This is a genomic window from Streptomyces sp. HUAS TT11, from assembly GCF_051553595.1.
In the GTDB taxonomy this organism is placed as follows: Bacteria; Actinomycetota; Actinomycetes; order Streptomycetales; family Streptomycetaceae; genus Streptomyces.
This window is the reverse complement of the sequence record NZ_CP196184.1, coordinates 399,630-422,306: the sequence shown is the minus strand read 5'-3', so window position 1 is coordinate 422,306 and position 22,677 is coordinate 399,630. Positions and strand designations below refer to the sequence as shown.

Genomic DNA, 22,677 nt, shown 5'->3' with positions numbered 1-22,677 from the left:
TCTATGTGCAAGCGGCGCGCTCAGGGAATAGTGCACAGCGAACAGCCGTAACCCCGGCCGCGGACGCCATCGCGTCACTGGAGCGCCGGAGGGCTGGTAGGTCGGTGCGCGTGGTGAAGGCCAGTGCGCGCCGGCCGTAGGCGACGTTATGGGCAAGGGCGCCCTGAACCGCTCGTCGGCGACTCCTCGCGGCGCGCCGCTTCGTAACCCGACGCGGTTCGTGAGAGCTGTGGAAGCCACATACGGGTCGGGCAATCAATCGAGTTACCCAAAGGCGGTTCGCGTGGCCATGCCGGCAGGCATCGTTCCTCTCCTCGAACGGGCGGAGACCGAGGAGATGTACGAGTACGCGGCCGCTCTGCCCTCGGAGCCCACGCACGTGATCGCCTTGTCGCACCTGATGCACACCGGCCGTAAAGTCCTCGCCGAAGGCCACCGACCTTTCCGCAGTCTCCCGACTCGGCTGGTCCGGCACGCCGTGGAGCACACGGACCTCTACGCTCGGCACACCGTCATGATGGTGAGGCCTTCCGCCGGGGCGGCCTTCCCTGCCATCGCCCGCCGTTTTGACGCGGTCGTCGAGTGGTCCTGCACCAGCACACTCGACCTCGGCACACCTGTCACCGCACACGTGTCGGCGCCCAACCGGAAGACCCCCACGGCGCACGGCTTCGCGGTGCCGCACCCGCCCGGCAAGGCGCTCGCCCCGGCGGGAACGGGCGGACACGGTTCGGCAGACGTACGGGGCGGGACGCGCCATGTCCTCAGGGAAGCCATGTGATGGAGCAGTTGCGTTTTTCAGTCCTGGGACCGGTGCGGGCATGGCGGGGAGCTGCGGAGGTCGACCTCGGTCCGCCGCAGCAGCGGGCGGTGCTGGCGGCGCTCCTGCTCGCCGAAGGAACCCAGGTGTCCGTGGGCGAACTGATCGACGCGGTGTGGGGGACCCGCGCACCGGCCTCGGCGGCCGGCACGCTGCGTACTTATGTGCACCGCCTGCGCAAGGTCCTGGGTCCCGTCGGCGAGAGCGTGTCCTCCGTCCTGCAGTCCCTGGGGCGTGGTTACCGGCTCCACATCGGTCAGGACGACGTAGATTTCGGCGTCTTCCACAGGTTGCTCGCCCGAGCCGAGTACGCCTACGACGCCGGCCATCTGAAGGAGGCCGCTGACCACTGGAGGGAGGCCCTCGGCCTGTGGCAGGGGTCGGCCCTGTCGGGCGTCCGGGGCGACTTCGCGGATGCTCAACGGCACAGGCTCGGTGAGCAGCGGCTGTCCGCCGAGGCGATGCTGATGCGGGCCGAGATCGAACTGGGTTCGCACGTCCAGGCAGCCGGCGCCCTGATCGGCCTCGTCAGGGACCATCCCCTCGACGAGCGCTTCCGGGAGCTGCTGATGCTGGCCCTGTACCGGTCGGGGCGGCAGGCCGCAGCGCTGGCGACCTACCGGGAGGCGCAGGCCCTTCTCGCCGACGAGCTCGGCGTTGACCCCGGCCCCGGCCTGCAGGCGATGCACCAACGGGTGCTGCGGGCCGACGGCGACCTTCTCGCACCGGCGGCGCCCGCCCGCACGGAGCCGGTGGACACCCCCGCACAGGATCGTCTTGCGGCGACCCCCGCCCAACTACCGGCCGACCTCGCGACATTCGTGGGCCGTGAGGTCGAACTGGAGGCTGCCTCCGACTTGGTGACCGACGCCGGGGCCGCCGTCAGCGTCGTCACCGGCATGGCCGGCGTCGGGAAGACCGCCTTCGCCGTCCACTGGGCCCGGCAGATCGCCGACGCCTTCCCGGACGGCCAGATCTACCTCAACCTGCGAGGCTTCGACCACGGGGGCCCACCCGTCCCGTCCGAGCAGGCCCTGCGCACCGCACTCGAGGCACTCGGCGCCAACGCCGGAAAGCTGCCGCAGGAGGTCGACGCTCTGGCGGCCCTGCTGCGGACCCGGCTCGCGGGCAGACGCGTACTCCTGCTGCTGGACAACGCACGCGACGCGGCCCAGGTCAGGCCCCTCCTGCCGGGAGCGCCCGGATGCCTGGTCATCGTCACCAGTCGCAATCAGATGGCCGGCCTGGTGGCCGTCGACGGTGCCCGACCGGTCCATCTGGACGTCCTCTCGGAGCCGGAGGCCCGGCGCTTCCTCACCCGCCGGCTCGGGCATGCCAGGACGGCCACCGAGCCCGAGGCGGTCGCGGACATCGTCGCGATGTGCGGCCATCTGCCACTTGCCCTGGCCATCACCGCGGCGCGCGCGGCAACCCGCCCCGCCATGCCGCTGTCCACCATCGCCACAGAACTGCATGACAGCGCAGGCCGCCTGGACGCCTTCCGCAGCGGGGACTCCGCAGCCGACGTACGGGTCGCCTTCTCCTGCTCGTACCACGCGCTGGGCCCGGACGCCGCACGCCTGTTCCGGCTGCTCTCGCTCCACCCGGGGCCCGACACGGCTTTGGCCGCCACCGCCAGCCTTGGCGGGTTCTCCGTCTCCCACACCCGCCATCTGCTCGACGAACTGATCCAAGCCCACCTCGTGGAGGAGCGGACCCCGGGCAGATTCGCCTTGCACGACCTGCTCGGCGCCTACGCCTCGGAGTTGCTTCAAGCCACCGGCACCCAGGACGAACGCGACGCCGCCCACCTCCGCCTGCTGAACCACTACCTGCACAGCGCCGACAACGCGCGGCAATTCTTCAAGTCGGGCCGGGACGACATCGACCTGCCCGCCGTGCTGCCGGGCGTGTGCGTGGAAAGGGCCGGCAGCGAAGGCGGGGCCGAAGCAGCCAAACGCTGGTTCAACGTCGAACACGCCGCGCTGATCAGCTGCATCGGGCTGGCCTCCCGCGATCCGCACCATGACGCCTACACCTGGCAACTGGCCTGGGTCATCAAGCAGTACCTCGACCGCCGAGGCCGATGGGGCGACATCGTGACGACCCATCGGGCCGCTCTGGACGCGGCGCTCCGACTCGCAGACCCCCTCGGCGAGGCGTTCATCCGTCGTGGACTGGCGAGGGCGACGGTCACCCTCGGCCATACCGAGGAGGCCCGGGCGCACATGGCGCGCTCGGTGGAACTCTTCGTCGAGACCAAGGACCCCGCACTCAGTGGTGAAGCCCACCGCCAGGCGGGCTGGCTCGCGGAACGGCTAGGTGACATACAAGGCGCACTGGGCCACGCGGAAAGAGCTCTCGAACTCAGCCGTACAAGCGGCGACGCCGCAACCACCGCACGCTGCCTCAACGCCGTCGGCTGGTACCACGCGCTGCTCGGACACCACGAACAGACCCTTCACTACTGCCGTCAGGCCCTGCCTTTGCACCAGGCGGCCTCCGACGTGTGCGGCTCGGCGGACACACACGACAGCATCGGCTACGCCCACCATCACATGGGCCAGTACGAGCAGGCGGTCGCCGCCTACCGGGAAGCCGTGGTCCGCTACCGCGGGATCGACGTTCTGTACGGCAGCGCGGACACCCTCAGCCGACTCGGCGACACCTATATGAGCATGGGGCGTCCATGGGACGCGCACACCGCCTGGAACGATGCTTTGGACGTCTTCGACACGCTCGGCCATCGACAGGCGGACGCCATCCGGGACAAGATCAAGGAATCGGGCGTGGACGGTTAGGCCGCATCCACTGGATCCTGGTTCGGAGGAATACGCATGCCGCAGGTCCGCACGTATATTGGCGTGGTGGACGAAGCCGAAGCGAGCGGTCAGGTGTGGAGGGACGAGGTTCGCACGGGTCCGACGGCTGAGCAGGACCGGGACGCGTTGGCACGGCTTGTCGAGGCGGACTCGGATCCCTTCGAAGTCGAACTGTACGAGCTGGCGGCGGATCCTCAAGTGCTTTCGATCGATCGTGCTCAGAGGTCGCGGGCCGGGCAGTACGCACGGCATGTGCGGCGGCTTCAAGAACGGCAGCAGCACAAGGGCTGTTGACCAGTAGATTTCGGAACCGACGAGGCCACGAACCGCAAACCGGCTCGGCGGCCGTGGCGGGCGGCCTCAGCAGGTGCGCGCTTCGATGAGATTGCCTTCCCGTCTCCATCTGCCGGGGAGTCGCTGCACAGGCCGCTTCGTCGACTACGCCGGAGGCCGCACCCACGGGGCGAAACGCTGACCCGGGGCTGTGTCCTCCCGCCAGTACCTAAGAACCGTCTCGTGCACGACCTCGAACCGTTCCGCGGCGACAAGGCATGAGACGGGTTCCCGACCGCCCGCGTCTGCTTCGAAGGCGACGACAACCGGTGGCTCCTCACCGAGTTGACGAGCGAGCCGCATCCGCTCCTCGCTCGTCGGCACGCGGAAGACCGGGTCGTGAAACGTCGTCGGGCAGCTGACGAAGCCCGGATCACCGAAAACCAACTCCAAGCCGTGGCAGTAGCTGAGGTCATGTCCGGCCGCCAGACGGAACTGCCCGGCGTTACAGGTGATGACGTCCCAGTCCCACCAGGAACCTTCAGGGAGGTGGACGCCGACGTGCTGGCCCTTCCTGTCCACGATCAATCCCTCTGCCGTTCCAGTAGATCAACAGGCTATACACGGACTCAGCCCTTCAAACTTGAGTTCTTGCACGCCTGAGGTGTCTGGGTAGGCCCGTTCAACGGGCTTACGCCGCTGCTGCACCAAGCTCGTACGGGCCCACGACTGCGTGCAGATGTGACCGTCCGGCCCCCGTGATGTGCCCTCGCGTACCTGGTCCCGGCGCCACCAGCTGGGAAACGCTGGGTCTGAACCCTGTGGCAGCGGGGTCATGCACTGAGTGACTCCACGACGGAGTACATGCTCGATGAACTTGGGGAAGTGTGATGAAGAGCAACGCCCGGAACTCCTCGGCCGTGGCCGGCGCCGCATTGCTGGCGCTGACCGCACTGACGGCCTGCGGTGGCGGGACAGCGAACCAGACGACTGCGGCCGCGCAGCAGCCTGCGGCGAACACCGCTTCCGGCAGCCCGTCGGCGACTGCGGCCACACTGTCCTCAGGTGAGGTGTCCGTGCGCGCCGACAACTCCCTCGGCGACGTCGTCGTCGACGGCAAGGGCATGAGCGTCTACGTCTTCGCCAAGGACACCAAGCCGGGTTCCTCGAGCTGCGAGGGCGAGTGCGCGGCGCAGTGGCCGCCGGTCCCGGCCGGTGACGCGAAGACCGCGAAGGACCTCAACCAGCAGCTGCTCGGCTCCATCACACGGAGGGACGGCTCCAAGCAGCTCACACTGGCGGGCAAGCCGCTGTACTACTACGCCAAGGACACCAAGCCCGGAGACGTCAACGGTCAGGGCGTCAAGGGTGCCTGGTACGCCTCCGCGCCCGACGGCTGGAAGGCCGGTGTGAAGCGCCCGGCCCTCGGCGTGCTCAACGATCCGAAGCTGGGGATGGTCCTGCAGGACAAGGACGGCCGGACGCTGTACCTGTTCACCAAGGACAAGCCCTGGCCCATGAAGACCGCTTGCGACGCGACCTGCCTGCAGAAGTGGACCCCCACCGCGCCGGTCTCCGCCGACGACGCCAAGTCCGCCGGGGTCGATCCGAAGGCGCTGTTCACCTTCACCACCCCGAACGGCACCCGGCAGGAGGCCTTCAACTGCTGGCCCGCCTACACGTTCAAGGGCGACACCCGTCCTGGAGACATCAACGGCCAGAACGACGGGGGCGTCTGGTTCGCCATCAAGCAGGCCATCACCATCGACCAGGGCAAGACGGTGCCCGCCGCGAAGGGCTGAGACACCCACCCCGGATCCCGGTCGGTGAACCCAGAGTGCCGACCGAGACGGAGCCGTCCCTCCTGTGTCGGTGAAATCGCCCAGTTCACCCGGGGAGGGAATCCCTGACGCCCCTGCGGCGCGCACAGGGCCGCAGCATCACATCGCTGAGAGGTGCCCCATGGCGGTCTGCTCAGGCGGGGCACAGCCGGGTTCTCACGTGGCTGGTGAACTCTTGCTGCACGAGACCGGCGAGCCGGGGGCGTTCATTCGACCATGGCGGGGATTCCACCCTGTCACCGCACAAGAAATCGAGTTTTCATGCACGTTGCGTCCGTCCGCCGCACCATACCCCTCCTCGTTCTGGCTTTCGCCGCGTTGACGGCGTGCGACAAGGACACGGAGGGCGCTTCCGGCGCCCCTTCGACCGCTTCGTCGACGGCGCTCTCCCCGAGTTCTGCGTCGTCGGCGGGCCCGACCGCGTCGGACGGCGACGTCTCCTCGGCCTCGCGGGGCCGCGCCGGTGCGCAGGACACCGGATCGGACTCCGATTCGAGTCGCGGGAGCGACCCTCAGCGGTGCACGTCCGCACATCTCAGGGTCTCCGCAGAGGACACGGACACCGCCGCCGGTACGACCCACTTCCAGCTGGTCTTCCAGAACACGGGCGACACGACATGCACGCTCACGGGCTTCCCCGGCGTGTCCTTCCGCGGCCGCGACGGCGCTCAGATCGGCAATGCAGCCGACCGTGACACGGACACTGGCCCAACCACGGTGACCCTTGTCCCCAACGGCCACGCTGCCGCGGACGCAGAGGCTCCCGACGGGCGGTCCGGCTACTCCGACGCGCAGTGCCGACCGAAGAGCGTCTCGTTTCTGGGTGTCTTCCCGCCTGGCTCGAGGGACCAGATCGATGTGCCGTGGAAGACGGCCGAGTGCAGCAGCTCGGCCATCCACGGACTCAAGGTCGGCCCGGTCCACCCCATCCGCTGACGTCGGAGGACCGGACACCTTCACCGGCCTTCGGTGAGGGTGTCTGCGAGGTCTGCCCGGACGGGCCGTTCGGGCCGATACCCCAATGCGGTGGAGCGACGGCGGCCTCTGGTCGTCGTCCGCAAACCCGCCTTCGCCGACATGCTCGGAGGACGACGTGCAGGGACGTGAATACTTGGCCGACGCCAAGCGAGGGCAGAGTGCGGTTGCAGCAGCCCGGCGTCAATCTGCCATCGAGGGCCCGGGCATGGCGGGGAAGCAAGGTGTCCTCTCGCCGCAGCAACTGTTGGCTCTTCAGCGAAGTGCGGGCAACGCCGCGGCCGTTCAGTTGGTGACCGGCACGAAGCCGGGCGGGCCGCCGGCGGGGCCCTCGCTGAGTGCGGCTGCCGAGAAGGCCGGGGACGTCACCTCCGCCGGGGACGCGAACAACCAATTCACCGGTGCGTCGGTCGCCGGCGGTTACAAGAACCCGGATGCGACGACGAATGCCGCGCAGTACGGCAGCGTCGTCGGCTCCGGCGTCGGAACGCTCACCTCGGCCGCAGCGCTCGCGAGTCAGGGTGTCAAGCTCCACCGGGCACGCATGGGAAGGAAGAACGCGGAGCCGGGCACCGCCGAGGACCACGCGTTGGGCCGAGACGTGAAGGCTGGGGCGGGCGGGGCGGCGGAGCAGGGATTGAGCTTCGTCAACATGTCCACCGGCTTGGCGTCCGCCGTGATGAATCTCAAGCACGTGGTCCAGGCGGCCGTGAGCGGGGTGGCCGCTGCCTCTTCCGGTGTCGGAGTGATCGCGGCCTCCGTTCAGAGCGTCCGTTTCATCAGAAAGGCGGACCGCGCGCGGCGGCGCGTCGCCGCGTTGCAGAAGCTGATGGACGACCAGAACAAGCCCAAGCAAGCCCTGAAGGCAGCGAATGATCAGGTCGAAGCCCTGCAGAGGGCCGTGACCGACGGTCGGGTCGACGCCGAGACGGCGGACGCATCGTTCGAGGACGCATTGTGGGAGCAGGCACAGCAAGAGGTAAGAGGGGCAGAGGTGGACTTCGCCCTCCTCGTGCGTCTCATGGAACGGGCGGACCAGGCTCAGGCGGCGCTTGCACGGGACCAGGCGGATTTGGAGGCCGCGAGGACCCGGCAAGAGGAACGCGCGGTCGTTTCCGCCAAGATGCAGGACGCCCTGGAGAAGCAGACGGAGAAGGTCAAGCGTTACAGGGGCGCCGCGGCAGAAGACATCTCACTGCGTGACATTCAGGAGTACGCGGCACGGAAGAACACCAGAGGTACCACCATGAAGGCCATCGGTGCTGTTGCGGGTCTGCTGGGTGTCGGTGGTTCCATCGCCTCGATGGTTGCCGGGGTGGTCCTCGCCGCGGGAGTGGCCGCCGGGGCCGGAGTCCTTGTCGCAACCCCGGTCGGCTGGGGGCTTGCCGGTGCCGCCGCCACGGTGGCCCTGGGATCAGCCGGCTGGAAGGCATGGAGGTTCTTCCGGCATCGTTGGGAACAGAGCGCCGCACCGGAGACTGCGGGTGCCCACACCCCTTCGCGGCGTGACCGGCTGCGCAGAACGCTGGCCTTCTGGAAGGACGTGGGTCCCAACGAGCGAGACCAACACGCGGCGGCGCTCTACGAGATGGCACGCGACGAGACGAAGCCCGAACGGGTCGAAGGAGCACGCGACACGCTCCTTGCCCTCGGTCTGAGCTGGGACGAGATGAAGGACGACTCACTGAACGGGAGGAAGCTCATCGCTGCCAAGTTCGCCTCCGCATAGACCCTTTCAGCCGCGCGTCGAGCGTCCACGAGCCCGTCCCGGCCTCGTGGAACGCGGGTTGGCCGGCGAAACTCGACAACGACGTGGTGAAGAGTGCCGACGCGAGCGAACCTTGAGGCTGCGCATCAGAAATCGAGGGAGGAAACGGCGTCCCTTGGAGTACTGGTACCGGCAAGATCTGGAACGCGACGATCGGGCCACCGGCCATGAAGGCATGGCACATGTACTCGTCACGGGCGGCACCGGGTTTCTGGGTTCCCACACGATCGCGCAGCTCCCGACCGCCGAGCACATCGTCACGACCACGGTGCGCTCCCTGGCGCGGCGGTCCGACGACTTGTGTTCGCGGCCTGGACAGGCCGGTCAGTGATGGGGGAGGGGGCTCTCCTCCCTCCCCGGCTGACGCTCGAAGGTCATCCCGTAGCGGCATTGCCTCTCGCGCGCGCGAGTTGGTCCGTCCATCGTCGCTGCTTGAGCAGCGGTCCCATGCGGCCATTCCGCCCTTGAGACGCCGCGGCGAGGCAGGTACAGCCGACGGAAGCACATATTGAATCACCGAGCGCGATGACGGCGTCGCACAGCTCCGCGGGCAGCGGAACGTACCCAGAACCCGAGCGCAGTCCTGGGCGATCTTTTCCCCACAGCGGGCTCTGAGGGGCCGACCTCGTCTTCCGGCATTCCGTTGTGGTGACCTGTACCCCGTGCGATCCGAGCTTTGTGGCGCTGCCGGTGCTTTGTGCGTCTGCCGCGAAACCGGAGACGTCCCCGGCGGCTACCACCCGGGCCTCCTGCACCATCCACCTCCAGCAGGTCCTCGGTAGCCCCAGGGCCGAGGAGCCGGGTGCGTGAGAGGAACTGATCATGTCGAGCTGGCGGGGCGCGCTGGATGCGCCCCATATGCCGGTATTGCTCTCCAAGGTGGGCGCCATACGTCCCGACAGCCACGACCCGGCGTCCCGTCTCAGGGTGCTGATGCGGATCGCGGCCTCGGCGCGGGCTGTGGTCAAGGCGTCCAGGACATCTTCGGCCAGCTCGGAGTACGTCATGTCCCTGCACCTCTTGCTGATGAAGCGAACCGTGGGTGCCCTGCCGTTGACGCCTACGCTGGCCTCTACCACCCCGTCCCTGGACTGCGCTGTTACTGAGAGCGCGTCCATCTGTGCCGTGGCCTTGCTCACGGCCGCGTACCGTTCGGCGAAGGCAGCCAGAAGTTGCTCCATACGGTTTCCCGGTGACGCGTCCATGATTCTCCTCTGCCATTGAGGCCACTCCCTGGTGGCTGACTTCGGAATCACCATGACGGGGCTCCCAGGCATGGCTGCCGCCCGGCAGCGAGTTGTGCCGGACAGTAACCATGCCTGCGTATGCCGCATTTCTCCCAGCACCCATGACGCACGGACCGACACAGGTGGGAGATTTCACAGCGTTGGCAGCCTCCCCTATATGAAGAACACGAGAGACAGCGGCAGATGGTTCACATTCAGCCACAGATTCGGGTGTCACCTGTTCCACCGGCCCTGTCGTCTTTGAGCTCGCGCCTTGCGGTTGCTGAGGAGCGTGGCTCTGTCCCGGACCCGTTTGGCCTGACATGGGGTCCGCCGGGTCCGGGGTGTACATGCCGTTGAGCCAGGGAGACAGGGCGTACGGGGTCGTGGTCATACGCCGTCGTTCGGGTGGAACACCGTCACGGTGGCTGCGAAGGCATCGCTGCCGACAGGGACCTCCCCGGACGGCCAACTCACCGTCAGATGGCCGAGCTCGTCCGGTAGCGTGTCGGCGAGTGAGGTAGGTGTCACAGGGCGAGCTCCACTGACCTCTGGGTTCGTTGACGGTCAGCCTGACCGCGGCAGTCTGTCACGGTGCCGCTGCTGCATCCTGTCAGGACGCTCAGTGTGACGATCGCCCCGATGGGCAGGGTAGCCCGGTGAGAGGACCCGGGCGGCTGCGTCATGTGCCACGCTCCTGGAAGGCCCTCCCTGTCCTTCCGGGACGTCACCCGTGGTCACGAGCTCCGCAGGATGTCGTGCTCGATGTGCATGTTCTCCCATGTGTCAACGAAGGGACAGCCGCGCGAGGTTCACGATGCTGCCCGGGAGAAGGCTCTGCGGAGGCAGTCAGGTTCGGGTGGCGGGACAAAAGATGCACCGCTTCGCTTCTTCGAAGTGTGAAGCGAAGCGGTGCGCGTCTCGGCCGACGCCGGGGAGGTCCGTCCCGAACGCCCCGAGCGGCCGGCGGGCCTGGGAATCAGCCCGTTGACCTGACCATGTGGTAGGCAATCGGCGCTCTTACGGTGTCTGCGCTCATCCGTACCTACGGCGGATCATCAACGGTGGTCGCCCTCGCTTTCGGGGAAGGCCGCGAGGGCGACCACCGCCTCCGCTGCCGAGGCCAGCCAATGAATTCCTCGGTGGCGGAAGTCTCCTACTTGGAAGAACGGACGTCGGGCCCTGCGGGGTTCACGGATCGCGAAGCCTCTGGGAGGTGCATGTGTGAGAGTCGACCGCGATCAGCGCCGTTTCGTTTTCGGAAGTCTCGGTGGGGCGTTGACGAGCCGAGTTCAGCTACTGCGCAGAAGGTCGGCGGCTCGCTCGGCGATCGCGTAGACGGTGGCGTTGGTGTTGTTGGAGGGAATGGAAGGGATAACGGCGGCGTCGGCGACCCGCAAGCCGTCGAGTCCTCGTACACGCAGGGCGGAGTCGACCACCGACACCTCGTCCTCACCCATCATGCAGGTGCCGACGGGATGACAGTACGAGCTGAAGTATTTGCGGGCGTAGTCGCTGATCGACCGGGCGTCCACGCTGTTCAGCCCGGGACTGACCTCTTCGATTCCCCATTCGGCAAGGGCGGACGACCAGGCGATTCTGCGGGCCGCGGTGATACCTGACAGCACCGCCTGGACATCCTGTTCCTCGGCGAAGTAGTTGGGGTCGATCACGGGTGGTGCACAGGGGTCGGCCGAGGTGATGCGCAGTGTTCCCCGGCTGGCCGGGCGCATGGGGGAGACGCCGATGGTGAAACCGTTCTCCACCGGAGCGACCGGGTTGGGCACCGGGATGTCGATGAAGATGATCTGCAGATCCGGTCCGTGCATCTCGGGTGTGCTGCGCAGCAGGCCGAGGATCTCGCCGTGGTTGTGGCGGGGCGTAGGGACCTTGCGCTGCGCGCGGTAGACCAGGTTGGCTCGTGGGTGGTCGTGCAGGTTCTGCCCTACACCGGGGAGTTCGTGGAAAAGCTTGACCTGTGCCCGTCGAAGGTCTTTCTCGGGGCCGATGCCAGAGCGCAGCAGCAGTTGGGCCGAACCGATCGTTCCGGCGGTCAGGACCACTTCGCCGACCGTTGCTGCGGTGCGGATCTTGTCCTGGGAGCGGAACTCCACACCGGTGCAGCGTGTGCCGTCGAACAGCAGACGGTGTACGACAGCGTCCGTGACGACGTCCAGATTGGGACGGCTCAGCGCGGGGGTCAGATAGGCGTCGGCCGCGCTCTGGCGCCGACCGGCGACGACGTTGAGGTCTACCGGAGCGAATCCCTCCTCGAGACCACCACTGATGTCGAAGGCTCGGCGATGGCCTGCTTCGATCGCACCGTAGAGGCAGGCGAGCAGGACTTCGTTGGGTTCCTCGGCCGGTCCGACGAACAGCGGCCCGTTCGTGCCGCGGCCGGGGGCCCCGCTGACGGCGGTCTCGCTGCGCTGGAAATAGGGCAGCAGGTCGTCGAACGCCCAGCCCTTGGCGCCGTGTTCACTCCAGCTTTCGTAGCTGGTGTGGTGACCGCGTGCGAACACCATGGCATTGATGGCGGAGGAGCCGCCGAGGCCCCTGCCCCGTGGAAGAGCGACCGGGGCACCTGAAGCCCGCTGGGCCACGGTTGCGTCTCCCCAGCCGGCCTCCGAGGCGGCCAGCGAGGGCCAGGCCGGCGGATGAGCGACAGCGTCGGGGAGGGCGGACGAGCCTGCTTCCAGGAGCAGGACGCGTGCGTTCTCGTCCCGCGAGAGCCGGTCGGCGAGGACACACCCCGCGGTTCCGGCGCCAATGAGTATGTAGTCGTACACAGAAGGTGAAGACATGGCGGTCCGTCCACTATGAATCGATGGTCGCATTTCGAGGGTAACATTGGTTCGAATCGATGGATCGGACCGTTTGATACTGTTGGTTCATGACTGCTGACGTGGTAGACGGCCAGGCGGGGGAGACCCTTCACCGCAAGATCGTCCTCGCTGCCGCGGACGTGCTGGAGAACGACGGCCTGGACGCCATGTCCATACGCGCGGTGGCGGTGCGCGCGGGTGTGTTTCCACCGACGATCTTCCGGATCTTCGGGGACAAGGACGGGCTGCTGGAAGCAGTGGGGGAGTACGGCTTCGAGGTCTATCTCCAGGCCAAAAGTCGGCTGCCGCAGAGCGACGACCCGGTGGCCGACCTTCGCCTTGCCTGGGACCTGCACGTCGAATTCGGCCTCAAGCAGCCGGCGTACTACGTGCTCGTATTCGGGCCCTCGCGCTCCGGTCCGCTGTCGCGCGCCGGTCGCAAGGCTGTCGCTGAGCTGCAGCGCATGGTCACCCGTGTTGCGGCGGTCGGCCGTCTGCGCATGAGCGTCGAACGGGCCGCGGCCGTCATGCACGCAGCGGGCGTGGGTGTGGTCTCCACGCTGATCAGTACCGCGACGGAGGCGCGCGATCTGGAAACGGCGCGCGTGATGCGCGAAGTCGTCTTCGATGCGATCACCGCGCCTCCCGCGGTCGAGCCCGAGAGCACCGGTCCGGGTACCGGTTCGGCCGGTCCGGCCATGGCCCTGCGCGCCGCACTGGCCGAAGAGCGGGCGGTTCCCCTCAGCCCGGGGGAGAAGCTGTTGCTTGTGGAACTGCTCAATCGCCTGGCCGACGTGCAGACCGTGACCGACTGACTTGGGACGACCCGTCTGGTTGCCCCGGCGGGCCGGGTGCCGGCGGAAAGTACCGGGACCCGGGCGTCCGCTGGGGCGGGCAGCACTTCGTGGACCTTCTCGCCGCCCTTGAGATCGAACCGGCGTCGGTTCCGTCGGTCTCGGTCGTGCCCCTCTCCGACTCAGTACTTCGTGGTCGCCGTCCAGCAGGACGACGGGACCGCGACCCGGTCCAGCGGAGCCAGGGTCCGGATCTACAGTCTGAACGGCGTCAACACCCCGCCCGCCCACGGTACTTGGGTGATCAAGGCATGGTGCAGCGTGCCGCTCGCCGTGTACGCGCCCAGTGTCCCGGACCTCGCGAAACGCCCGACTGGCTTTGGCGCTTCCCCGCAGGAACTGCTGAACATGACCGCGGTGGGCGACGGGTCAGGCTTACGTCGTCCCTCGTCCGCCGCCGGCCACCGGTGATCGGATCGCGGCACCCGTCACTCCGAGGTCCGGCTTTCATCGGGAGGCCTCCCCGGTCCGGGTGCCGATCGGCGCGACTGTCTTGCCGTATTGGACCAGGAACGGCTGGAGTACACCGCCGCAGTGCACCTCGCCCTGCGTGGCCGAACACCCCGTGCGAGGTCGGCTCCACTCAGGAAGTGACAGCCCGGCTCAGGGACTTGGCGAATGCGGTTGCTGCGGAGCGCGCGGCCTGCTCCACGAACTCGATGCCGCTGTCCTCCGTGCCGGCGCCGTTGCTCAGTACGGCCATATAGAAGGTCCGGCCGTTCTTCTCTATCCGTCCGACGCTGTTGACGTCCCACAGGTGGGTCTGGCTCCTTTGCAACCAGCCGTTCTTCAGCGCGGTGGGCTTGCCCGTATCCGCCGCCGCCGACACCCCCCAGCCCTGGTCCGGCGCGATGTGGTACATCAAGTGCCGTACGTATGAGCGGGATTCGGCGTTGGGCGGCGATTTGTCACCGAACACGGCAGCCAGCAGGCGGACCTGATCCACTGCTGTGGTCTGGGTGAGGCCCCAGACGGTGCCTTCACCGCCCCTGGTCTGCTTCAGGCCGAGACGTTGATTGGCCTTGTCCAACCCTGCGGCGCTCCCAATGGCGGTCCACAGGGTGCTGGTCGCGTCGTTGTCGCTGTTCTCGATCATGTCGGTGGTGAGATCGCGCTCCTCGGCGGCCAACGCCCGGTCGGCGTCCTGCGCCTGCAGCAGGAGCGTGGAGAGGATGTCCACCTTGACGATGCTGGCCGTGTCGAACACATCGCCACCGTAGGTCGCCCACTTCTCGGTTTCCTTGTCCAGCAGCGCGGTTTTCGCGGCGGCCCGGCACCGCGGACGGCCGTGGAGGGTTTCGACGTGCACCGATCGAAGCCCGCTCAGGCGCCTTGCCGAGCAGCGGGATGGACACTGGGCCGAGCGGGGTTTCCGTGCCGCTGCGGTGCTCCGTGCCGTGCCTAAGCCGGGACGAGGGGGCGGCGTCGGCGATGTGCGACTCGGACGTGTTCCGGGCGTGAAGAGGGCGCGGTTCTGGGATGTGCACACTGTCCTACCCGCCACCTGCCCACTGTTCATGCCCGCGCCTGCTCCAGGTCTCGGCGGATGCTCCACTGGGACAACGTGTTGCAACCGGGTAGGGGTTCACCTACGAGCCCAAAAAATTGACTACGCAACTAAGCCGAGGCGTTCGAGCCTTCCGCCGGCATGGCTCCCGCCTCTTCGGCTCTGCTTCACCGCGTGTGGTCTGAGGCCGGTCCGCAGTCATCGGTCGAACGATGGTTCATCGGTACGCAGGCTGTGACTCCTGTGCCGGTTGTTCATCAGTCCAAGATCGGCAGATCAAGCGAAACCGTCTTGCCCTGGCCGTTGGGTGAACTGTTCCAGGTCTCGGCCAGTGCCTCCACGATCATCAGGCCGCGGCCGTGTTCCGCTTCGGCGTTCTCCTCCTCCGCCAGTGACAGGGGGGAGGGTACCGGTGGGTTGCTGTCGGAGTCCCGTACCTCGAGACGGATGTGATCAGGAAATGCCCGCAGGCGGACGTCCACGTCGCTTCCGGCGTGAATGAGCGCGTTGGTCACGATCTCCGAAACGACGAGCTCCAGGGAATCCGACATGTCCTGCAGACCCCATGAGCCCAGTTTGTCGTGCACAAAGGTGCGAGCCGTCCTGACCCCGCGCAGATCGCGGCGCTGAATGTGCAGGCCGGCCACCCGGGGCTCGTCCTGGCCGCGCGTCCCTTCGTACAACGCCAGCAGCAGTGCCGCGTCGTCGCGGTGCTGCTGTGATGCACAGGCCTCTGCGGCGATGCGGTCGGCCAGCTGTTCGAGATCGGGTGCGGATCCTTCGTCACCGGAGCCGAGCAGCGTCTGCGCGCAGGACCCGGGCGCGGGGTGCCAGCCGACGAGACCATTGGTGTAGAGCATCAGGAACGAACCGGCCTCCAGAGTGTGCTCGCGTCCTTGGTACGTGTGCGCCACGGAGACGCCCAGAGGGACGTTGGCCGGTGCGTCCAGGACGCCGGTGCTCCCGTCGGGCCGCCGTATCAGGGGAGCGGGGTGTCCGGCCAGGGCCACCTCTGCTGTGCCGTCCAGCGTGTCCACCGCGACGACGCAGCAGGTCACCGTGAGATCCGTGCCCAGCCTGGCGAGGAGCTGGCGGGTCCGGTCGATCACAGCGGTGGGATGGTGTCCCTCGGCGGCATAGGAAGCCACCGCGGTGCGTACCTGTCCCATCACGGCGGCGCTCTCCATGGCGTGGCCTTCGACGTCCCCGACGACCAGCACTGCACGTTCCCCGTCCAGCGTGATCACGTCGTACCAGTCGCCTCCCACTTTGGACGTGGCGCCGGCGAGCCGGTAGCGCGCAGTCGTGGTCAGTCGCGGCAGGTCAGGAAGCTGTGACGGCAGCAGGAAACGCTGCAGGCATTCGGCGATCACCCGCTGCTGGGTGCTCAGTTCAACGCGCTCCACCGCCCCTCCCAGCAGCCCGGCCATCATGCCGAGTAGGGCCCTTTCCTCGGGTGGGAATTCGCGTATCCCGGAGAAGGCCAGGCAGCAGACCGCGACGATCTGCTTGCCGCCGGCGAGCGGCAGGTCGACGAACTGCGAGTCGCCGATGAGGGGTAGGTAGGCCTCCGTCCGGGGCCCGTCCTCGGCAAGGGGGCCGGCGCCCTGCGACGGGGCTTCCAAGACGTACATCGGACGCCCTTCGAACGCCTCCGTCGCCGGGATACGCTCTTCCAATCCGACACCGTGGAGGCTGCGGGCCATGCTCGTCGAGTCCCCGCTGTGTCCAAGGACCCATAGACGGCCCTCGCTGTGTGCGACCAGCACCAGGGCTTTGGCGCCCAGCGGGGCCATGATGCAGTACTGGACCGCTCCCACGATGTCGTCCATGGTCCTTGCACGATTGAGTAGCTCGGACAGACGACGCAGCGGGAACATCATGCTCGTACCCGCGGACCCGGGAACGCCGTGCACCCCCCATCCTGGCGTGCACACGCTTGAGTCGAGGTCGGCTTCAGGCGGAACCAGCATCGGCATCGGTTCCGCCGCCACGGTGACGCCGTCCCTGACCAGCCCCGTCAAGGCTTCGGCCAGCTGCTTCCCGATGTCTTCGAGTGCCGAACACTCGGCGGGCGAGAAGTCGCCGGCACTTTCCAGGCGCAGCACGGTGAGGGCGCCGAAGCGTCGGTCGCCGTCGATGACCGGGGCCGAGAGAGCGGCGTACGGATAGGGCAACGCGTGTTTGTGTTCGGGACCCGCAGGATCCGGATCCATCAGAACGGCCGTTGCTGCCGACCTCAGCGCGCGGGCCGAGGCGGACGGCGAGTCCCATCCCATCCGCCCGGCGAAGGTGAAGAGCGACGGCGGACATCCGCCGGCGAGCGCGAGTCGGAGTTCCTCCCGCTGCTCGTCCAGCAGGTATACCGCTGATGCCACGGCGTCCAATCGCCGCCGGGCCTCACGAGCGGCGCAGTGAAGCACCTCGGGGAGATCCGCACCCCGCACGGTCTCCGGCGCGCGGCCACGACGCCGGTCCTCCCCTTGTCGGCTGAGTGTCACGAGACGGCTCCCTCCAGCGAAGTGCTGTGCGGCGAGAGAAGATCTGTCCCATTCATTCGATAAGTAATTATTTGTCGTATTGAGGCTCGGTGCGAGCGCAAGGCGGCACGGAGGACTCCTGGTGCGGTGTCCCGGACCGGCGCTCGTCCGGTTGTGCCACATCGGTCCGGAAGGGGGGTCATCCCCGGGAGGCTCTGCCGGACGCATGGTCTCGGATCCCAGGGCGGATACTTAATCTGTCAAGTACGTTGCAGGGTGCGTGTCGACGACGCCTCCTGACCTCCGGCGTTGGGCTGCCGTGGCGGTCAAGTGCAGCGGGTGCATGGCCAGTCGGGCCAACAGGGATGCGGACCCACCGAACCGAAGTCGGCCAACCCCTGTGTAGTCGAGAGTATCGCCCACATGGTGATCGCGACGATTCGCGAAGCGATCAGGCAAACGAGAAACCGGCACGACGCTGGGTGCCGGCCGACCAGGATCAGGCCTCACGCACCGGGGAGAGCTGCGTGGACCACCCGGGCCTCTGCTCTCGCTCTACCTGCTCGGACTCGGTCAACTGCGACGGCGGTGCAGTCGGCGAGCCTCTCGGTGGGTGGACACCGGTGAGACCCGGGTGGTCCAGCGCCGTCACCGACACAGATCAGGCGTCGGCCGTCATGGCTGCGAAGCGAACCGTTGCCGCCGCCCGCCGAGCCTCCGGCTCACAGCCGGAAGGTATACATTTAGTTGACGTAGCAAGTAGATTGGATATGGTGGGTGATCCCGCACGGTGGGGGTGCGCCATGTTGCATCCGACGCGCAGTGTCCACCGCCCGTCCGGCGCCCCCCCCGTGAAGACAGTGAGAGGAAACTCCGTCATGCCCGAACCGCAAGGTGAAGAACTGCAGTCCATACGGCGCCGCCAGGAAGAGTTGAAGCAGCAGTACCTGCTTCCTGCCGACGAGCGCCCCAGGACAACCTCGCGCGGAATTCATCACGCTGCGTTCATCTGTCGTGACGTGGAGGAGACGATTCTCTTCTACCGAGATGTCATGGGTTTCCCGCTGGTCGACCTCTTCGAGAATCGCGACTACCCCGGTTCCACGCATTTCTTCCTCGATATCGGAAATAAGAACATCCTCGCCTTCTTCGATTTCCCGGGTTACCCCCACCCGGACTACGAGGAGTCCATTGGCGGCAGTCATCACCTATCCCTTTCGGTGACCGACGAGAACTTCGAGGCGATCCAGAACCGCCTCCGTGCACGCGACATCCCCTTCATGGAGGTCGAGGGAAGTCACGCCCCGAACCTGTTCCTCGCGGACCCCAACGGCCTCAGGCTGGAGCTTTATGGCGAGCCGCTCGGCTACGCACTGGACACATATCTGCTGTGAGATGTGTGTGGCCCCTGGACTGCCGATCGCCGGGCCAGGGGCCGGTCACGCGGTTTCCTCATGGGGCCGCCGAGTGACCCGCTCAGGACCTGGCCCACTCCCCGTCCGGCGTTTGACGAGAAGGAGAGGGGGTGGAACGGGCTTGCCGGTACCGACATCGGCTCCGAGGGGTTCAGTCCTCAGTCTCGCAACCGCACTGCCTCGGGCAGCGGCCCGTCGGCGGGGTCGAAGCCCCGTGGTGCTGGGCCCGGTGACGGGCTCAGCCCTCGCGATGATGATCCCTGTGCGGCGGGTCTTCACCGCGTTGTACATTCCTGACGGCCCCCAGTCAGTAATTTAATTGACTAGTCAATATTCACCTGATAAAGTTGCCGCGCTGGTCAGGAGGTGTGTGTGAGGGGTCAGTGGCGCAGGGCTTACCCCACTGCCGACGAGTTGCGCATCTGGCGGGACTTCATCGAGGCCGCTCAGGCGCTGAGCACCGAACTGGCGTCACGCCTGCAGAAGGAATTTTCGCTGTCACCCGGCGACTACTCGGTCATGCTGGCGCTGAGTGAAGCGGACGGATCCCGGTTGCGTTCTTCCGAACTGGCCGCGCTCGTAGGGTGGGAGCGGAGCCGGCTGTCCCATCATCTCGGGCGTATGGAGCGTCGTGGGTTGATTCGCCGCGTCGAGTGCGCCACCGACAGCCGGGGAGCGGAGGTGGTGCTCACCGATGAGGGGGGCCGCGCCTTCCGTGAGGCGTCACTCCCTCACCTGCAGGCGATTCGCGAGCTGTTCGTCGACCCGCTCACCCCCGAGCAACTCGCCGTCGTAGGCGTCATCGCGGCCAGGCTCCGTGAAGGCATGGAAGCGCCGCCGTCCCCAGGTCCTCTCGTCGAATGGGCCACTTCCAAGTTCGTGTGACGCTTGCCCTCTGGCTGGACCTGACGCGCAGTGCACTCGGCCGGCGTGGGAAGGGGGCCTCTCGCCCGTGCTGCGGACTTCCGGGTCGCTACGCCACGGGGCGTCGAGTCAGGGGAGGGGGCGCAGGTCCACAAACGTGGTCGCATCCGGTGGCACCCGCCGGTCCACGGCCGGGAAACGCCTGGCGAGTTCGCACGTCACGAGAGATGTTGGTGCTCGGTGGTGTGTCCACTCCAGCGTCGCGACTCCCGCGCGACGGGAGATTCTGCGCTGTCCGGCGGACAGGGTGGACCCGGCCGTCGCTGAGCGGCGCCTTGCTCCCGATGGCAGCCGTTGCGCAGTCACCGCCAGACGACACACGTCGTGGACGTGGCACGTCCCGGTGGGCCGGGCCGGGTACCGCGCTGGGGCCGGCGCAGGCCGCCGGTCGTTCAGCCGGGCGTCGGCGTGGTCGGGGGAGGAGAGGATGTCGACGACCGTGCGGCGGCTTCGATGACGCCCGCATTGTCGCCCAGGCGTGCGGTGACTTCCTGCAGATCGGCGGAGCCAAAGGGCAGGGCTCGCTCGTGGAGCAGCTCCCGGACGCCGGACATGAGGGGTACCCCGCTGAGATCGCCGGCCACCCTGACGACGCCGGACTTGAGCAGAGGCCGATCGCGGTCACCGGGACCTCGCCTGCCTTGCGTCCGGCCTCCCGGTCGGATGGAGGGCGTCGCTATGGCTGTTACTGCGTGTCGGGTGAGACCTGCCGCGGTCCTGTGGCGGGGGGTCAGTGGCGGTCGGTGGCCCGGCGGAACGCGACCCGCCGCAGTAGGGGTGCCACAATTTCCCCCGCGGCGGGTCGCGGTGACTGATGTCGGTGCGAGCATATGGTCATCGCCGTCAGGCGTGCCGCACGTTGCACCCCGTCAGCCGCCCTGCAGCCGAATTCAGTTGGAGCGGAGCGGAGCGAGGGCCTTGGACCAGGCCACGACCTGGTCCAAGGTCGTGACCAGCGTGTCGCGGTGGATCTCGGCGGGCTTGAAGGTGCTGAAGTTCTCGAAGTCGGTGAACAGGGAGAGGGTCACCTGGGAGCGGACGTCTGCCAGCTGCATTTCGCCGGCGATGCCGCGCAGGTGCTCCACGGCTCGGGCGCCGCCGGCCGAACCATAGCTGACGAAACCTACGGCCTTGTTGTTCCACTCGGCGTAGATGAAGTCGATGGCGTTCTTCAGCGCGGCCGGCATGGAGCGGTTGTACTCGCCGGTGACGATGATGAAGCCGTCGAGCGAACCGATCTTCTCGGCCCAGGCCTGGGTGTGGGGGTGGCTGTAGTTGCCGAACGTCGCCGGGTAGGCCTCGTCCAGAAGGGGCAGCTTGTAGTCCAGCAGATCGACGATCTCGAACTGTGCGTCGGTGCGCTCGGCGGCCAGCTCGTGCACCCAGTGTGCGACGGCTTCCGCGTTGCGGCCGGGCCTGGTGCTGCCGACGATGATTCCGATCTTGGTCATGGTTGACCCTTTCGTGCATATGAGCAGCGTGGCGATACGTCTGCCCGGCAAACAACTTGCCGGGTGAATTAGATACGTAGATAATTGAAGCGTCAAGCAGGGGTCGACCTGTGTGCATACGTGAGTGCCGGACCGTGCCTCATGTCACATCTGTCGACACCTATCAGGGGCCGCGTGAGGCGGGGAGTGATCTGTCGGGCGTCGACGCGAGCGTGAACCGGTGGCTGTCGGAAGTCGGTTCGCTGACCGGCCAAGGACGCCCCTTCGGCTGTGGTCGACAGCCTCCCCATCCGTGGCCGTGACGCCGAGTGGCGCGGTGGGCCGGAGGGCCGCGCCTGCCTGTGTCGGTCCGCATCGCCCCGATCCGATGGTGATCAAGCGAAGTGCATGCGTGTGGTCCGACGGCGGTGCGGGTCGGGATTCGGTGCCGGCGGCCATGGAAGGGATCACGGGTGGGGAGATGTGTTCGGGAGAAACGCCCTGGAGTCCAGGGGGAAGGGGCCCGCCCCGGTGGTGGGCAGCCGGTGTGATGCGATGGTCAAGTGACAACCGGGGGTGGCGCGTGGACGTGGCCTGCGACTGACACCCAGTGGGGCTGGCTGCAGCTGTGTGGATGTCAACAGGAGTCTCGCGACCGTCTGGAGGACCGGGGGTCGTATGGATAGTTGAGTAGTCAATGATTGAATGTGGTCTGTAGCGAAGCCGAGCGAAGGGTGCGAAGTGTCCCGTTCAGTCCTGATCACCGGTGGCAACCGTGGCATAGGCCTTGCCATCGCACGAGTACTGGCCGAGGCGGGTGACAAGGTGGCCGTCACCTATCGCTCCGGCGAACCGCCGGCCGACCTGCTCGCCCTCGGTGTGTTGGCCGTGCGCTGTGACATCACCGACCCGGAACAGGTCGAGCAGGCATTCCAGGAGGTCGAGGCCGCGCACGGCACCGTGGAGGTACTGGTCGCCAACGCCGGCATCACCAAGGATCAGCTGCTCATGCGGATGACCGAGGACGACTTCACCAGCGTCGTCGACACCAACCTGACCGGCGCCTTCCGAGTGGTCAAGCGGGCCAACCGCGGCATGCTGCGGGCGCGCAAGGGCCGTGTCGTGCTGATCTCGTCCGCCGCCGGTCTGGCGGGTCAGGCCGGGCAGTCGAATTACGCCGCATCCAAGGCGGCCCTGGTGGGCTTCGCCCGCTCCCTCGCTCGCGAACTGGGCTCTCGCAACATCACCTTCAACGTGGTGGCCCCCGGCTTGACCGAGACCGCGATGAGTGCGGAGCTCACCGAGGCCCAGCGGGCGGCAGTGGTCGAGCACATCCCGCTCGGCCGCCTGGCCCGGCCCGAGGAGATCGCAGCGGTCGTGGCGTTCATCGCATCGGAAGCCGCCGGCTACATCACCGGAGCAGTCATCCCGGTCGACGGCGGGGTGGGCATGGGGCACTGACCCCGATACGGGACCGTTTGTCGGCGGTGCCGGGCCGCGGGACGAGCCGGAGGCCC

The 22,677-nt window shown here is 67.4% G+C and carries 17 protein-coding genes; 11 read left to right on the top strand and 6 right to left on the bottom strand.

Annotated features, from left to right (window positions below; translation table 11 throughout):
• Nucleotides 1-283 precede the first annotated feature (283 nt).
• The 3 genes from ACSHXN_RS02105 to ACSHXN_RS02095 are packed head-to-tail and all read left to right on the top strand — an operon-like array spanning nt 284 to nt 3,936.
• Complete coding sequence (locus ACSHXN_RS02105; protein WP_356113902.1) at nt 284-781, top strand: hypothetical protein; 498 nt, start codon at nt 284-286, stop codon at nt 779-781.
• On the top strand, nt 781-3,621 hold the full coding sequence (locus tag ACSHXN_RS02100; RefSeq protein WP_438302507.1) for a BTAD domain-containing putative transcriptional regulator: 2,841 nt from the start codon (nt 781-783) through the stop codon (nt 3,619-3,621). Before ACSHXN_RS02105 ends, ACSHXN_RS02100 begins: the two co-directional genes overlap by 1 nt.
• A gap of 36 nt (nt 3,622-3,657) precedes the next feature.
• The gene (locus ACSHXN_RS02095) at nt 3,658-3,936 is read left to right on the top strand and encodes a hypothetical protein (RefSeq protein WP_356294053.1); all 279 of its coding nucleotides are present in this window, start codon (nt 3,658-3,660) and stop codon (nt 3,934-3,936) included.
• A gap of 144 nt (nt 3,937-4,080) precedes the next feature.
• Here the strand turns inward: ACSHXN_RS02095 and ACSHXN_RS02090 are convergent, their stop codons facing one another.
• A complete protein-coding gene (locus ACSHXN_RS02090; protein WP_356113895.1) occupies nt 4,081-4,497 on the bottom strand; it encodes a hypothetical protein in 417 nt (138 codons plus the stop codon).
• A 308-nt stretch (nt 4,498-4,805) separates the two neighbouring features.
• On the opposite strand from ACSHXN_RS02090, the gene ACSHXN_RS02085 reads away from it, so the two are divergent.
• The 4 genes from ACSHXN_RS02085 (at nt 4,806) to ACSHXN_RS02070 (ending at nt 8,830) form a co-directional block, all read left to right on the top strand.
• Nucleotides 4,806-5,717 (top strand): SCO0930 family lipoprotein, encoded by a 912-nt coding sequence (locus ACSHXN_RS02085; protein WP_438302506.1) that lies wholly within the window; start codon nt 4,806-4,808, stop codon nt 5,715-5,717.
• A 300-nt stretch (nt 5,718-6,017) separates the two neighbouring features.
• Nucleotides 6,018-6,692 carry a DUF4232 domain-containing protein gene (locus ACSHXN_RS02080; RefSeq protein ID WP_383358370.1) on the top strand — a complete coding sequence of 225 codons (675 nt, stop codon included), beginning with the start codon at nt 6,018-6,020 and terminating at the stop codon, nt 6,690-6,692.
• A 247-nt stretch (nt 6,693-6,939) separates the two neighbouring features.
• Complete coding sequence (locus ACSHXN_RS02075; protein WP_438302505.1) at nt 6,940-8,460, top strand: hypothetical protein; 1,521 nt, start codon at nt 6,940-6,942, stop codon at nt 8,458-8,460.
• A 154-nt stretch (nt 8,461-8,614) separates the two neighbouring features.
• Nucleotides 8,615-8,830: an NAD-dependent epimerase/dehydratase family protein gene (locus ACSHXN_RS02070; protein WP_356113888.1), complete on the top strand. Its 216-nt coding sequence runs from the start codon at nt 8,615-8,617 to the stop codon at nt 8,828-8,830.
• A gap of 1,285 nt (nt 8,831-10,115) precedes the next feature.
• Here the strand turns inward: ACSHXN_RS02070 and ACSHXN_RS02065 are convergent.
• Both ACSHXN_RS02065 and ACSHXN_RS02060 read right to left on the bottom strand, forming a co-directional pair.
• Complete coding sequence (locus tag ACSHXN_RS02065) at nt 10,116-10,256, bottom strand: hypothetical protein (protein ID WP_355136569.1); 141 nt, start codon at nt 10,254-10,256, stop codon at nt 10,116-10,118.
• A gap of 761 nt (nt 10,257-11,017) precedes the next feature.
• Complete coding sequence (locus ACSHXN_RS02060; protein WP_355136567.1) at nt 11,018-12,529, bottom strand: GMC family oxidoreductase; 1,512 nt, start codon at nt 12,527-12,529, stop codon at nt 11,018-11,020.
• Between the two features lie 89 nt (nt 12,530-12,618).
• Between ACSHXN_RS02060 and ACSHXN_RS02055 the strand changes: the two genes are divergently transcribed.
• Nucleotides 12,619-13,365 carry a TetR/AcrR family transcriptional regulator gene (locus ACSHXN_RS02055; protein ID WP_356113884.1) on the top strand — a complete coding sequence of 249 codons (747 nt, stop codon included), beginning with the start codon at nt 12,619-12,621 and terminating at the stop codon, nt 13,363-13,365.
• Nucleotides 13,366-13,987: 622 nt separating this feature from the next.
• On the opposite strand, the gene ACSHXN_RS02050 is transcribed toward ACSHXN_RS02055, so the two are convergent.
• Nucleotides 13,988-14,713 (bottom strand): serine hydrolase, encoded by a 726-nt coding sequence (locus ACSHXN_RS02050; RefSeq protein WP_438302504.1) that lies wholly within the window; start codon nt 14,711-14,713, stop codon nt 13,988-13,990.
• A 455-nt stretch (nt 14,714-15,168) separates the two neighbouring features.
• Complete coding sequence (locus ACSHXN_RS02045) at nt 15,169-17,358, bottom strand: SpoIIE family protein phosphatase (RefSeq protein ID WP_383358382.1); 2,190 nt, start codon at nt 17,356-17,358, stop codon at nt 15,169-15,171.
• A gap of 911 nt (nt 17,359-18,269) precedes the next feature.
• Between ACSHXN_RS02045 and ACSHXN_RS02040 the strand changes: the two genes are divergently transcribed.
• Both ACSHXN_RS02040 and ACSHXN_RS02035 read left to right on the top strand, forming a co-directional pair.
• Nucleotides 18,270-18,785 (top strand): VOC family protein, encoded by a 516-nt coding sequence (locus tag ACSHXN_RS02040; RefSeq protein WP_356294067.1) that lies wholly within the window; start codon nt 18,270-18,272, stop codon nt 18,783-18,785.
• Between the two features lie 435 nt (nt 18,786-19,220).
• Nucleotides 19,221-19,691, top strand: a complete 471-nt coding sequence (locus ACSHXN_RS02035; protein WP_383358364.1) for a MarR family winged helix-turn-helix transcriptional regulator — start codon at nt 19,221-19,223, stop codon at nt 19,689-19,691.
• 929 nt (nt 19,692-20,620) lie between these two features.
• Here the strand turns inward: ACSHXN_RS02035 and ACSHXN_RS02030 are convergent.
• Nucleotides 20,621-21,181 carry an NADPH-dependent FMN reductase gene (locus tag ACSHXN_RS02030; protein WP_355136557.1) on the bottom strand — a complete coding sequence of 187 codons (561 nt, stop codon included), beginning with the start codon at nt 21,179-21,181 and terminating at the stop codon, nt 20,621-20,623.
• A gap of 720 nt (nt 21,182-21,901) precedes the next feature.
• On the opposite strand from ACSHXN_RS02030, the gene fabG reads away from it, so the two are divergent.
• Entirely contained in the window at nt 21,902-22,621 is a 720-nt protein-coding gene (gene fabG / locus ACSHXN_RS02025; RefSeq protein ID WP_355136555.1) for a 3-oxoacyl-ACP reductase FabG, read from the top strand.
• The last annotated feature ends 56 nt before the right edge of the window (nt 22,622-22,677 follow it).

Coding starts and splice junctions, on each gene's coding strand:
- ACSHXN_RS02100 (WP_438302507.1), top strand. CDS start 781: ATGGAGCAGTTGCGTTTTTCAGTCCTGGGACCGGTGCGGGCATGGCGG.
- ACSHXN_RS02095 (WP_356294053.1), top strand. CDS start 3,658: ATGCCGCAGGTCCGCACGTATATTGGCGTGGTGGACGAAGCCGAAGCG.
- ACSHXN_RS02085 (WP_438302506.1), top strand. CDS start 4,806: ATGAAGAGCAACGCCCGGAACTCCTCGGCCGTGGCCGGCGCCGCATTG.
- ACSHXN_RS02080 (WP_383358370.1), top strand. CDS start 6,018: ATGCACGTTGCGTCCGTCCGCCGCACCATACCCCTCCTCGTTCTGGCT.
- ACSHXN_RS02075 (WP_438302505.1), top strand. CDS start 6,940: ATGGCGGGGAAGCAAGGTGTCCTCTCGCCGCAGCAACTGTTGGCTCTT.
- ACSHXN_RS02060 (WP_355136567.1), bottom strand. CDS start 12,529: ATGTCTTCACCTTCTGTGTACGACTACATACTCATTGGCGCCGGAACC.
- ACSHXN_RS02055 (WP_356113884.1), top strand. CDS start 12,619: ATGACTGCTGACGTGGTAGACGGCCAGGCGGGGGAGACCCTTCACCGC.
- ACSHXN_RS02040 (WP_356294067.1), top strand. CDS start 18,270: ATGCCCGAACCGCAAGGTGAAGAACTGCAGTCCATACGGCGCCGCCAG.
- ACSHXN_RS02030 (WP_355136557.1), bottom strand. CDS start 21,181: ATGACCAAGATCGGAATCATCGTCGGCAGCACCAGGCCCGGCCGCAAC.